The following is a 12,149-nucleotide window of genomic DNA, read 5'->3' as shown; positions in this document are numbered from 1 at the left end:
TACTTTGCGAGCTGGAGACCGCTGATGTCCGAAACCAAGCCCATTACCTCGATTGATAAACGTGCTCTGCTGCGTCAGGCCGCATTGGAGTATCACGAGTTCCCCAAGCCCGGCAAAGTGGCCATCACGGCGACCAAGCCCATGGCCAATCAGCATGATCTGGCGCTGGCATACTCGCCCGGCGTGGCTGCACCCTGCGAGGAAATCGTCAAAGACCCGGCTGCAGCCTACAAGTACACCAGTCGCGGCAATCTGGTCGGCGTGATCTCTAACGGCACGGCGGTGCTGGGTCTGGGCGACATTGGCGCTCTGGCATCCAAGCCAGTGATGGAAGGCAAGGGCGTTCTGTTCAAGAAGTTCGCCGGTGTCGACGTGTTCGACATCGAAATCGATGAAAAAGACCCGCAGAAGCTGGTTGAAGTCATCGCCGCGCTGGAGCCTACCTTTGGCGCCATCAACCTCGAAGACATCAAGGCACCCGAGTGCTTCTATGTCGAGCGCGAGCTGCGCAAGCGCATGAATATTCCCGTCTTCCACGACGACCAGCACGGTACAGCCATCACCGTGGCGGCTGCCATGGTCAACGCGCTGAAGGTGGCGGGCAAGAAGATCGAAGAGATCAAGCTGGTGTCTTCGGGCGCTGGCGCTGCGGCTCTGGCTTGCCTGAACCTGCTGCTGGAAGTGGGCCTGAAGCGCGAAAACGTGTTTGTGACCGACATCGCTGGCGTGGTCTACGAAGGCCGCACCGAGCTGATGGATCCGGACAAGGCGCTGTTTGCCCAGAAGACCGAGCTGCGTACGCTGGGTGAAGTGATTGAAGGCGCTGACGCCTTCCTGGGTCTGTCGGCTGGCAATGTGCTCAAGCAGGACATGGTCAAGAAGATGGCGGCCAAGCCCATCATTTTTGCGCTGGCCAACCCCAACCCCGAAATCACACCCGAAGATGTGAAGGCCGTGCGTGACGATGCCATCATCGCCACCGGCCGTACGGACTACCCTAACCAGGTTAACAACGTCCTGTGCTTCCCCTACATCTTCCGCGGCGCGCTCGATTGCGGTGCGACCACCATCACCACCTCGATGGAAATCGCCTGCGTGTATGCCATCGCTGACTTGGCCCAGGCCGAGCAGTCCGAAGAAGTGGCCGCCGCCTATGTGGGTGAAGCCCTGAGCTTCGGGCCTGAGTACCTGATTCCCAAGCCTTTCGATCCGCGCCTGATGCTGATCGTGGCTCCTGCCGTGGCCAAGGCTGCAGCAGAAGCCGGTGTGGCCAAGCGCCCCATCGAGGACATGGACGCTTACCGCGAGCACCTGAAGACCTTTGTCTATGCCTCCGGAACCATGATGAAGCCCATTGTCATGGCCGCCAAGAAAGCCGCCAAGAAGCGCGTGGCCTATGCGGAAGGCGAAGAAGAGCGCATCCTGCGCGCCGCGCAAATCGTGGTGGACGAGCGCATTGCCCGCCCCACACTGATTGGTCGCCCCAGCATCATTGCCCAGCGCATCGAGAAGTTCGGCCTGCGCCTGAAGGAAGGTCAGGACTACGACGTGGTCAACGTCGAGCATGACGAGCGCTACCGTGACTTCTGGAAGACCTACCACCGCATGACGGAGCGCAAGGGCATCACTGAGCCCATCGCCAAGATCGAAATGCGCCGCCGCCTGACGCTGATCGGCTCCATGCTGCTGCACAAGGGTGAGGTCGACGGCCTGATCTGCGGCACCTGGAACAACACCAATGTGCACCTGAACTACATCGATCAGGTCATCGGCAAGCGCAGCGGCGTGACCACCTATGCCTGCATGAACGGTCTGCTGCTGCCCGAGCGCCAGGTCTTCCTGGTGGACACGCATGTCAACTACGACCCCTCTGCCGAGCAACTGGCCGAGATCACCATCATGGCTGCCGAGGAAATGATGCGCTTCGGCATCAAGCCCAAGGCTGCGCTGCTGAGCCACTCCAATTTTGGCTCCAGCAACCAGCCCAGCGCTGTGAAGATGCGCCAGACCCTGGAGCTGCTGCGCGAGCAGGCTCCTTGGCTGGAAGTCGATGGAGAAATGCACGGCGACGTGGCGCTGGACGGCAAGTCCCGCGCCAAGCTCATGCCCAACAGCACGCTGCTGGGGGATGCCAACCTGCTGGTGCTGCCCAATATTGATGCAGCCAACATCAGCTACAACCTGCTCAAGCAGGCGGCGGGCGGCGGCATTGCGGTTGGCCCGGTCCTGCTGGGTGCCGCTCAGCCGGTGCACGTGCTGACCCCCAGCACTACCGTGCGCCGCATTGTGAACATGACAGCGCTGACCGTCGCAGATGCGAATGTGAGCCGCTAAGCGTTCTCAACAAAAAAGCCCGCAGCACTTAAAGGTGCTGCGGGCTTTTTTCATCGGGGCTTGGTTTACCAGGTGCGGCTGACACCGGTATCAATGGTGCCAAACACCTCTACGCCGCTGGCGCTTCCAGAGCTGCTGGAAGAGCTAGGCATGGTGCCCGAGCAGGCGCTGAGCGCCATCGCTGCAACGGTTGCAGCCAGAGTGAGCCATTTGCGCATAGTGCATCTCCTTGCCCGCAAGCAGCGCGGGCCATGCTTCATGGTAGCGCTTGGTGGATGCCCGCTGGTGAGTGGCGGTTATGCATAAAAAATGCCTATAGCGCTTGAATATAAAGCGCTTGCAGCTATGCTTTTTGATTATTCGGACAGATAAAGATCGGCCAACCGTTCCCGGGCCGTGCGGTCCACACCGAGGGCCTGGGTCAGATAGCTGTCCAGGCTGTCGTACTGGTTGCGAACGGTATCGACCGACGCCATCAAATAGGACGGTTGCACGCGCCACAGAGCATCCAGCGCCTCTTCCGATATCTGGCCCAGCATGGAGGCTGGGGGGCGGCGAAAAAGCTGGTTGGTCAGCAGGTAGTCATCCATGATCTGCTCCTCGTCCACGCCCAGGGCGGTGAGCAGCAGGGCGGCGGCCCAGCCGGTACGGTCCTTGCCGGCGGTGCAGTGAAAGACCAGTGGCTCATCGTTGCTCTGCAGCAGAGTGAAAAACTCGGCAAAGCGCTGACCATAGACATTCACAAAGCTGCGGTAGGTGTCATGCATCAGCTCCACGGTGTCGCCTGCCGTCAGGTCCTGGCCTTTTTCAAGCATGGATTGGGCGCGCTGCACGACGGTGGGTTCCACGATCAGCGCATGGCGGCTGAGCTGTGGCCAGTTGTAGGCCAGATGTGCGCTTTCTCCCAGGCCCCGGAAGTCTGCGCTGCGACTCACGCCCAGGGTTTTGAGCTGGTCCAGGTCATCTTGCGTCAGATGGGCCAGATGGGCCGAGCGATACAACTTGCGCCACTGCAGGTGGCGACCATCCTTGCCCTGGTAGCCGCCCAGGTCGCGGAAGTTGGATGCGCCCTCCAGGGCAATGGGGCGGCTGAAGTGGGGGGCTTGCGCTTCGAGGCCGGTGGCCATGATCAGGTCATCGTTTGCATTCATATCAATGCTTATAGCGGATTGCCGCAGAAAAGGCATGTCTTCGGCGTTACCGGCGATGCCAAGCCACAAAAAAGTGCTGCAGGGCTTGTCACCAGTGCTTTCTTGGGCGGATCAGAGGCCCTCGGAATCAACCGTCAAAACCTCGGTTCATATTTTGGGAGTTCTGGCTGCCATCAAGCTGCGCAAGGGGTGGTATCAGTCGATCAGTGTTGGGCAGAGCACCGAGGATGACTACGAGGTCTCGCAGATGGAGGCCGCCAGAAATATGGTCTGGAGATTGGGCTGCAGCCGCTGGTATTTGAATACTCAGGGGATTCTTGCCACCTGGCCCTGGAGTTGTGCGCATTTCGCCGGGACATGATCCATAAAAAACACCCCGTGCCGCGATAGGCGTACGGGGTGTTTTGCGGGGGGCAGCGGTGATCAGCTCACGTGCTTGCCCACGATACCGGCCAGCTCAAACATATTGACCTGATCCTTGCCAAACACGGGCTTGAGCTTGGCATCGGCATTGATGACACGCTTGTCCTTGGCGTCTTGCAGGCTGTTGGCCTTGATGTAGTCCCACAGCTTTTTGATGACCTCGGGGCGCGAAGTGGCTGCGTCGCCAATCACGGCGGCCAGGTCGGCGCTGGGCTGCAGCGTGGCGCTGACGGTGCGGGGTTTTTTGACCGCAGGGGTCTTGGCTGCTGCCGTTTTTGTAGCGGCTTTTGTCGCGACCTTCTTGGCTGCAGCGCCCGTCTTCTTTGCGGTCGCAGCTGTTGTTTTGGTAGCCGCTGCACCAGCCGTCTTGCGTGCGGGGTACTTGCTCTCGCGCTGCTCGAACTCGAAGTTCACCTTGCCCGCAGCACCATCCCAGGCCAGGAAAGCCTTGAAGTTGCGGCGTGTGCGGTTGGAGACAAACTTCTCAAGCAGATCGGTCTTTCCGGTCTGCAGCAGCTTGGTCATCTGTTCGCGCTCAATGGGCTGTTGCAGGATGATCTGGCCGCTCTTGAAGTCGCAGCTAGGCGTGGCCTGATCCAGCGTAGGCACGGCTTTGGAGCAGACGTAGTTGGCGCCATGCTCAAACACGGGCGATCCGCACTTGGGGCAGGGGCCCAAGGACTGCTGGCTGGCAAAGTCCACGATCTCGCCGGTGTCCTCGGAGTCCTTGTCGTCGCCGAAGTCGAACTCCAGCTTGTAGTTCTTGGCTTCTTCGTCGTGCACGATGGCCACTTCGGCCGTGAAGGGCCAGCCCGCCTTGGAGCGGAAGCCTTCCAGCGGGCCAATGCGGCGGTCGCGCAGCAGTTGCTCAGCCTCGGCTGTTTCAAACGTACGGCCAGCGGGCGACTTGGTGAACGAGAAGCCGCAGCCCTCGCTGGCACCTGTTGCACCCGTGCAGGCGTAGCGGCGGTAGTTTTCCTTGACCACTCCGCCGCAGTTGGGGCAGGGCGTGGCCAGCGTGGCGTAGTCGCCGGGAATGGTGTCGCGGTCGTATTCCTTGGCCTTTTTGACCAGTTTCTCGGTCATGGCCTTGATCTGCTGCATGAAGGCTTCACGCGACAGCTCGCCCTTTTCCATCTGCGACAGCTTGTATTCCCACTCGCCAGTCAGGTCGGCGCGGCACAGCTCTTCCACTTCCAGTCCGCGCAGCAGTGTCATCAGCTGGAAGGCCTTGGCCGTGGGGATCATCTCGCGGCCTTCGCGCAGCATGTACTTTTCAGTAATCAGGCCTTCGATGATGGACGCGCGCGTGGCTGGCGTGCCCAGGCCCTTTTCCTGCATGGCGCTGCGCAGCTCTTCGTCGTCGATCTGCTTGCCGGCGCTTTCCATGGCTCCCAGCAGAGTCGCTTCAGAGTAGCGGGCGGGGGGCTTGGTCTTCAGGGCCTTCACATCGGCGTGGTCGGTGCGGGGCTGCTCGCCCGGTTGCACGGCAACCAGCGGCTGGCCCTTGTCGCCTTCCTTGGCGTCTTCCACTTCTGCAGCGGCTTCCTTGCCGTAAATGGCCAGCCAGCCCGGCTTGACTAGCACTTTGCCTTCGGTCTTGAAGGAGTGCTGCTCCACCTTGCTGATTCGCGTGGTGACCTGGTACTCAGCGCTGGGGAAGAACACGGCCATGAAGCGGCGCACCACCAGGTCGTACAGCTTTTGCTCGGCCTCGGACAGGCCGCTAGGCGCCTGCAGCGTGGGGATGATGGCAAAGTGATCCGACACCTTGCTGTTGTCAAACACGCGCTTGGTGGGGCGGATGTAGTTGTCGTTGATGGCCTGCTGGGCAAACGGGGCCAGATGGCGCATGCCGCTGGTAGCCAGCATGTCGAAGGTCTGCTTGGCGACCGGCAGATAGTCTTCAGGCAGTGCGCGCGAATCGGTACGCGGGTAGGTCAGCGCCTTGTGGCGCTCGTACAGGCTCTGGGCCAGTGCGAGAGTCGTCTTGGCAGAGAAGCCGAACTTGCCGTTGGCCTCGCGCTGCAGGCTGGTCAGGTCAAACAGCAGGGGCGAGGCTTGCGATGTGGGCTTGCTCTCTTCTGTCACGGTGGCGGGCTTGCCCTGCACGGCGGCGGAGATGGCATCGGCCTCGGCCTTGTTCCACAGGCGGTCGGCACGGCTTTCGGCGTCGTCGCTCTTCTTCCACTGCGGGTTGAACCACTTGCCCAGGTAGGAGCCGGCCTGCGCGTTGAACGTGCCGTGCACTTCCCAGTAGTCGCGGCTGACGAACTTGCGGATTTTTTCTTCGCGCTCCACCACCAGCGACAGGGTTGGCGTCTGCACGCGACCCACGGTGGTCAGGAAGAAGCCGCCGTCACGCGAGTTGAAGGCCGTCATGGCTCTGGTGCCATTGATGCCCACCAGCCAGTCGGCTTCAGAGCGGCTGCGCGCGGCGCTGGCCAGGCCCTGCATCTGTGCATCGCTGCGCAGGTTGTTGAAGCCGTCCCGAATGGCTTGAGGCGTCATCGACTGCAACCACAGACGCTGCACGGGCTTGCCCAGGCCGCCCTTGGCGCCACCGGCGTACTGCTCGATCAGGCGGAAGATCAGCTCCCCTTCGCGGCCCGCGTCACAGGCGTTGATGAGCTGGGTGACGTCTTTGCGCTTGGCCTGCTTGACCACGGCGTTCAGGCGGGTCTTGGTCTTGTCCACGGGCTTCAAGTCAAAGCGCGGGGGGATGACCGGCAGGTTGGCAAAACTCCATTTGCCGCGCTTGACGTCAAATTCCTCGGGCGCCTGAATCTCAACCAAGTGGCCGACCGCGCTGGTCACCACATAGTTGTCGGATTCGAAATAGTCATCGTGTTTCTCGAACTTGCCTGCCACAGGGGTCAGCGCACGGACGATGTCCTGTGCAACAGAAGGCTTTTCTGCAATCACCAGGGTTTTATTCATTGTGTGTTCTCGTCGTCATTAACCACCTGAGTCTGAACATGTGCTCAGGCTCATACAATTCGCTTCTCACGCGCGCGTACGCGCACATGTGTGCATATTCAAAGTATCAGAGAAAACATGCCCCGCACATCCTTGGCACCATCAACAGGCCGCCGTATACAGGCCAGACGCTCCGGCGTGCACGGCAAAGGCGTTTTCGCCGTGCAGGATATTGCGGAGGGCGAAACCATTATTGAGTATGTGGGAGAGGTCATTGACTGGCAGCAAGCCCAGGACCGTCACCCGCATGACCCCAGCCAGCCCAATCACACCTTTTATTTTCAGGTGGACGATGAGCGTGTGATTGACGCCACGCACAAGGGCAATTCCGCACGCTGGATCAACCACAGCTGCGCACCCAACTGCTATACCGACGAGATCGATGGCCGTGTCTACATCGTGGCGCTGCGCAATATTGCGGCGGGCGAGGAGCTGAACTACGACTACGGCCTGATGGTGGAAGAGCGTTACACCGCCAAGCTCAAGGCCGAATACGCCTGCTATTGCGGTGCTGCCGAATGTCGGGGCACCATGCTGGCACCCAAGCGGGGCTGGAGACCGCCGATGCCAGGGGATAAATAAACACCCCTTGAGCCGCTTTGCGGCTTCCCCCTCTCTGCTTCGCGGAGGGGGACGACAGCTTCGCTGCGCGGCGGCGCTTGCTCGCTGTCCCTGATTTCAGGGTGCGCCGGTTTTGGAGTGCGCTGATGGTTTTTAGATTTGGATAAAAAGAAATGACTCAGCCGATTCACTGGAATGCCGAAGCTTTGTGGGAAGCGATTGCGCCGCAGCTGCCGGGCTTTACGGTCGAGGTGCTGCCCAGCATCGATTCCTCCAACACCGAACTCATGCGCCGTGCGCGCGATGGGCTGACGGACCCGGTACTCCTGATTGCAGAGCAGCAAACGCAAGGCCGTGGGCGGCTGGGGCGCAATTGGGTCAGTGGTGTGGGCGATTCGCTGATGTTCTCTCTGGGTCTGCCGCTGGCACCCAAGGACTGGTCCGGCCTGTCGCTGGCTGTGGGCGTGAGCGTGGCCGAGAGTCTGCAGCCCCGTCTGCCCGCTGCAGGGCGTGGGCCCAAGATTGGCATCAAATGGCCTAACGATCTGTGGCTGGAGGGCGACCGCAAGCTGGCTGGCATTCTGATTGAGACCGCCAGTTTTGTCGGCACCCACCAGCACGACATGAGCGCGCCGCGCTATGTGGTGATTGGCATTGGCATTAACGTGCGCCCACGCCCCGGTGACGGCATGCGCACGGCTCCGGCCTGCTTGCAGGAGCTGGATATGGCGCTGGACGCTCCTACGGCACTGGCCTGCATACTGCCGGCGCTGGTGGCCGAGGTCCAGGCCTTTGCGCAGCATGGCTTTGCGCCCTTGCTGCCGCGTTTTTCCCAGCGCGACCTGCTGGCGGGCCGAGAGGTGAATCTGAGCGACGGCACCCGCGGCATGGCCGAAGGCGTGGCGGCGGATGGCGGCTTCATGGTGCGCACAGCCACGGGCCTGCAGGCGGTGACCAGTTCTGAAATCAGCGTGCGCCCGGCTAGCAGCCCGCTGCAGGCTTGAATGGATCACCTCCTGAGCCGCTTCGCGTCTTCCTCCTCTCTCTACGCGCTGCGCGCTATGGGAGGCGGACACAGCCTTTGCTGCGGGGCGGCCCTTGCTCGGCTGCCCGCGAGCTGCTGTCGCCTATGGATAACTGATGTGAGAAATTTATGCTGAGAATCATTTTCTTGCTGCTGCTGCTGGGTAACGCGGGCTACTACATGTGGAGCCACGGCTATCTGGCCAGCATGGGGCTGGCGCCGGAAGTGCAGTCCGAGCCGCAGCGTGCGCAAGAGCAGATCAAGCCCGATGCGCTGGTGCTGCCAAAGCAGGATGCCCCGCAGGACAAGAGCAGCGAGCCTGCCGAATCTGCACCGCAAGAAGCCCAGCCGCCTGTGGTGGACGACAGCGCACCCGCCCCCAAGCCAGAGCCTGAGCAAGAAGCCAAACCCGAGGCCAAAGACGCCGGGGCAGAAGCGGCTGCTTTAGCGGCCAAGGAGGCGAAGCAAGCCAAAGAGGCTAAAGAAGCGAAAGAGCTGAAAGAAGCCAAGGCCGTGAAGGAGCCCGAGACCTGCTATCAGGCCGGCAATATTGAAGAAAGTCAGGCCGACAGCATTCGCCGTGCGCTGGCCAGCAAAGCCAAGGGCGACTGGGAGCTGGTGCCCAGCCACCAGAACGGCCGCTGGATGGTCTACATGGGCAAGTTCCCCGATGCCGAGTTTCTGGACCGCAAGCGCGGTGAACTGCGCCTGATGAACATCGACTTTGACCGCGCAGGCGGCAATCTGGAGCCCGGCCTGTCGCTGGGCCGCTTCTCCACAGAAGAAGCCGCACAGCGCCAGTTGGCCACGTTTGCGCGCCAGGGCGTGCGCACCGCGCGTGTGGTGCAGGAGCGCCCCGAGGTGACCACCTATGCGTTGCGCCTGCCCAAGGCCACAGCCAGCTTCAGGAACGATGTGGCGCTGCTGGTGAGCAAGAATCTGCTGCCCAGAGCGTTGCAGGCTTGCTCAAAGTAATTTTTGATAGCTGTCAGCGCAAAAAAAGGCCTGCAGATGCAGGCCTTTTTGTTGTCAAAAGCACTTGCGACAAGCGCAAGCCGCTCCTGTTTTTAATCCATCTGAATATTCGAGGCTGCAGCCAGCTTCTTCATCTTGGTCACTTCGCTGGCGATCTGCTTGGTGAAGTCCGAGCTCGATGTGCCCGAGGGGTACAGGCCTTGATCAGCCATGCGCTGCTTGACGGCGGGGTCTTTGAGTGCAGCAATGATGGCCTTTTGCACGCGATCCACTTGCGCGGCGGGCGTGTTCTTGGGGGCCACCAGACCGAACCAGGATGGTTCGTTCAGGTCAGGGTGACCGGCTTGTGCATAGGTCTGTACATCGGGCAGCACATCCAGACGCTCATGCCAGGACACGGCCAGCGCACGCACCTTGCCCGACTTGATGTGAGGCAGAGAAGAGTTCACCTGGTCGAAATACACGGGCACTTGGCCGCCCAGCACGTCGTTGATGGCCGGGGCGGAACCACGGTAGGGGATGTGGTGCATCTCGGTGCCCGTGCTCTTGAGGAACTGAGCGCCCCACATATGGCCGATGGTGCCGTTGCCAGGCGTGGCATAGGACACCTTGCCGGGGTTGGCCTTCAGGTAGGCCACGAACTCGGCAAAGGTCTTGACGGGGATGAGCTTGGGGTTGATCACCAGTACGCCGGGTGCCTTAACGATCTCGGTCACACCGACGAAATCTTTGATCGCGTCGTAGGGCAGCTTCTTGAACACGGCAGGGTTCACGCCATGGGTGGACAGGGTGGCGATGCCGAAGGTCACGCCATCGGTGGTGCGGGCCACTTCGGCCATGCCGATGGAGCCGCCGGCTCCGGCCTTGTTTTCAATCACCACGGGCTGGCCGCCCAGCAGCTTGATCAGCACGTCCTGCATGTTGCGGGGCACCATGTCGGTAGGGCCACCGGCAGGGAAGGGCACGACGATGCGCAGTGGGCGTGATGCCTCCTGCGCCATGCTCAGGCCGGAGAAAGAAGAGGCGATGGCTGCAGCGGTGGCGGAGCAGATGAAATGGCGACGTTGCATGAAAAATGTTCCCAGGATCCGGTGATTCCAAATTGATTACATCCGAAGAGCGCTAGCGCTGACTCACGGTACAACCTATAGTGAAATTCATTCTAGGGTAACTGTTTAGTTACGGAATACGCAATTTCCGCTATGCAGGTCATTGCAAATTGAGCGCATAAAGGGCCGCTCAGCGCTGCCCAGGCATGGCCTTGAAGCGCACGGTAAACAGCGCACCCGGCGGTGTGTGGCCGGGTCTGGTGTCTTGCAGCAGCACCTGCGCACCATGCTGGCGTGCGATTTCCATGACGATGGGCAGCCCCAGTCCTGAGCCATCGGCTTCGGTGCCCAGCGCCCGGTAAAAGGGCTGAAAAATCAGTTCGCGCTCTGACTGCGGCACGCCAGGGCCGCTGTCCTCCACCTGCAGCAGCAGCACCTGACCAAAGTGATCGGCCTGCACGCGCACGGTGACCATGCCGGGGTGTTCGCTGCTCGATGGCGTGTAATTGATGGCGTTGTCCACCAGGTTGCGCACCAGCTCTGTCAGCAGCGTGGCATTGCCATTGAGCCAGACGCCGGGCGTGCTGGCGCTGGCACCCTCGTAGCCCAGGTCAATATGCTTGTCCATGGCGCGCGGCAGGCAGTCCTGAAAAACATCGGTGACGATGCGCACCAGATTGCAGCCCTGCATGGCGGGCACGGCGCTCTCGGCCCGCGCCAGTGCCAGCAGCTGGTTGACGGTGTGGGTGGCGCGCATGCTGGAACGCCCGATCTGTGCCAGCGAACGCTTCAGATCCTCGGTATTCGTGCCCTCGCGCTGGGCCAGATCCGCCTGCATGCGCAGACCTGCCAGCGGGGTTTTGAGCTGGTGCGCTGCATCGGCCAGAAAGCGCTTTTGCGTGACGATGGAGCCATCGAGCCGCTGCAGCAAATCGTTGACCGAATCGACCAGCGGCACCACCTCCAGCGGCACATCCTTGTGGTTGATGGGCGAGAGGTCTTCGGGCTTGCGGGCTCTGATGCGCTCCTCCAGCCGGTGCAGCGGCTTGATGCCCCGCGCCAGCGCCAGCCAGACCAGCAGGGCGGCCAACGGCAGGATGACGAACTGCGGCAGCATCACGCCCTTGATGATTTCCGTGGCCAGCACGCTGCGCTTTTCACGCGTTTCGGCGACTTGCACCAGCGCGCTGGGCTCGCCCGGCAGGGGCATGCGCACCCAGATATAGGCCACACGCAGGTCTATGCCCTTGTATTCTTCGTCGCGCAGCAGCACGGTGCCGGTGGGCGGCTCTTCCTCCGTGACGGGCGGGCGGGGCAGGTCGCGCTCGCCCGCCAGATATTCATTCTTGGTGCCGCGGACCTGAAAGAACACGGTGTCCGACTCATCGGCGCGCAAAATCTCGCTGGCCGACTGCGGCAGGTTGAACTGTACCTTGCCGCGCTGCACGATGACCAGCTGGGCCAGCGCTTGCGCGTTGTACTCCAGCGCACGGTCGAACGGCTTGTTGGCCAGGCCCTGCGCCACCAGCCAGGTCAGCGCCAGACTGACGGGCCACAGCAGCAGCAGGGGCGTGAGCATCCAGTCGAGGATCTCGCCAAAGAGGGAGCGCTGCTCACGCTGAAAGATCTTCAAGTCGGCTGCTCGGTAGTTTT

General features: G+C 61.5%; 10 protein-coding genes. 5 read left to right on the top strand and 5 right to left on the bottom strand.

Translation table 11 applies throughout. From position 1 onward, the window contains the following. Positions 1 to 24: 24 nt before the first annotated feature. Positions 25 to 2,334, top strand: a complete 2,310-nt coding sequence (locus HF327_RS01050) for an NADP-dependent malic enzyme (RefSeq protein ID WP_169106473.1) — start codon at positions 25 to 27, stop codon at positions 2,332 to 2,334. Between the two features lie 65 nt (positions 2,335 to 2,399). On the opposite strand, the gene HF327_RS01045 is transcribed toward HF327_RS01050, so the two are convergent. Continuing rightward, positions 2,400 to 2,552, bottom strand: coding sequence for a hypothetical protein (locus HF327_RS01045; RefSeq protein ID WP_169106472.1), 153 nt, complete (start codon positions 2,550 to 2,552; stop codon positions 2,400 to 2,402). Between the two features lie 138 nt (positions 2,553 to 2,690). Further along, positions 2,691 to 3,485, bottom strand: coding sequence for a tyrosine-protein phosphatase (locus HF327_RS01040; protein ID WP_236023994.1), 795 nt, complete (start codon positions 3,483 to 3,485; stop codon positions 2,691 to 2,693). 34 nt (positions 3,486 to 3,519) lie between these two features. Here HF327_RS01040 and HF327_RS01035 point away from each other — a divergent pair, with 34 nt between their 5' ends. Continuing rightward, complete coding sequence (locus HF327_RS01035) at positions 3,520 to 3,846, top strand: hypothetical protein (protein WP_169106471.1); 327 nt, start codon at positions 3,520 to 3,522, stop codon at positions 3,844 to 3,846. 62 nt (positions 3,847 to 3,908) lie between these two features. Here the strand turns inward: HF327_RS01035 and HF327_RS01030 are convergent, their stop codons facing one another. Then, positions 3,909 to 6,848, bottom strand: coding sequence for a DNA topoisomerase III (locus tag HF327_RS01030; RefSeq protein ID WP_169106470.1), 2,940 nt, complete (start codon positions 6,846 to 6,848; stop codon positions 3,909 to 3,911). Between the two features lie 117 nt (positions 6,849 to 6,965). Here HF327_RS01030 and HF327_RS01025 point away from each other — a divergent pair, with 117 nt between their 5' ends. The 3 genes from HF327_RS01025 (at position 6,966) to HF327_RS01015 (ending at position 9,447) form a co-directional block, all read left to right on the top strand. Further along, the gene (locus tag HF327_RS01025; RefSeq protein ID WP_169106469.1) at positions 6,966 to 7,469 is read left to right on the top strand and encodes an SET domain-containing protein; all 504 of its coding nucleotides are present in this window, start codon (positions 6,966 to 6,968) and stop codon (positions 7,467 to 7,469) included. Between the two features lie 152 nt (positions 7,470 to 7,621). Next, positions 7,622 to 8,452, top strand: a complete 831-nt coding sequence (locus HF327_RS01020) for a biotin--[acetyl-CoA-carboxylase] ligase (RefSeq protein ID WP_169106468.1) — start codon at positions 7,622 to 7,624, stop codon at positions 8,450 to 8,452. A 149-nt stretch (positions 8,453 to 8,601) separates the two neighbouring features. After that, a complete protein-coding gene (locus HF327_RS01015; RefSeq protein WP_169106467.1) occupies positions 8,602 to 9,447 on the top strand; it encodes an SPOR domain-containing protein in 846 nt (281 codons plus the stop codon). A gap of 92 nt (positions 9,448 to 9,539) precedes the next feature. Here HF327_RS01015 and HF327_RS01010 read toward each other — a convergent pair whose 3' ends face one another. After that, positions 9,540 to 10,517: a tripartite tricarboxylate transporter substrate binding protein BugE gene (locus tag HF327_RS01010; RefSeq protein WP_169106466.1), complete on the bottom strand. Its 978-nt coding sequence runs from the start codon at positions 10,515 to 10,517 to the stop codon at positions 9,540 to 9,542. A 169-nt stretch (positions 10,518 to 10,686) separates the two neighbouring features. Further along, on the bottom strand, positions 10,687 to 12,129 hold the full coding sequence (locus tag HF327_RS01005) for a sensor histidine kinase (protein ID WP_169106465.1): 1,443 nt from the start codon (positions 12,127 to 12,129) through the stop codon (positions 10,687 to 10,689). Positions 12,130 to 12,149: the final 20 nt, after the last annotated feature.

This window comes from Comamonas suwonensis, assembly GCF_012844455.2.
Classification (GTDB): Bacteria; Pseudomonadota; Gammaproteobacteria; order Burkholderiales; family Burkholderiaceae_C; genus Comamonas; species Comamonas suwonensis.
The sequence above is the reverse complement of the archived record's forward strand: the minus strand, read 5'-3'. Positions and strand labels throughout refer to the sequence as shown.

What these genes read in the sequence shown, in the direction of transcription:
- HF327_RS01020 (WP_169106468.1), top strand. Translation starts at nt 7,622, where the DNA reads ATGACTCAGCCGATTCACTGGAATGCCGAAGCTTTGTGGGAAGCGATT.
- HF327_RS01015 (WP_169106467.1), top strand. Translation starts at nt 8,602, where the DNA reads ATGCTGAGAATCATTTTCTTGCTGCTGCTGCTGGGTAACGCGGGCTAC.
- HF327_RS01045 (WP_169106472.1), bottom strand. Translation starts at nt 2,552, where the DNA reads ATGCGCAAATGGCTCACTCTGGCTGCAACCGTTGCAGCGATGGCGCTC.
- HF327_RS01035 (WP_169106471.1), top strand. Translation starts at nt 3,520, where the DNA reads ATGTCTTCGGCGTTACCGGCGATGCCAAGCCACAAAAAAGTGCTGCAG.
- HF327_RS01040 (WP_236023994.1), bottom strand. Translation starts at nt 3,485, where the DNA reads ATGAATGCAAACGATGACCTGATCATGGCCACCGGCCTCGAAGCGCAA.
- HF327_RS01010 (WP_169106466.1), bottom strand. Translation starts at nt 10,517, where the DNA reads ATGCAACGTCGCCATTTCATCTGCTCCGCCACCGCTGCAGCCATCGCC.
- HF327_RS01050 (WP_169106473.1), top strand. Translation starts at nt 25, where the DNA reads ATGTCCGAAACCAAGCCCATTACCTCGATTGATAAACGTGCTCTGCTG.
- HF327_RS01030 (WP_169106470.1), bottom strand. Translation starts at nt 6,848, where the DNA reads ATGAATAAAACCCTGGTGATTGCAGAAAAGCCTTCTGTTGCACAGGAC.
- HF327_RS01025 (WP_169106469.1), top strand. Translation starts at nt 6,966, where the DNA reads ATGCCCCGCACATCCTTGGCACCATCAACAGGCCGCCGTATACAGGCC.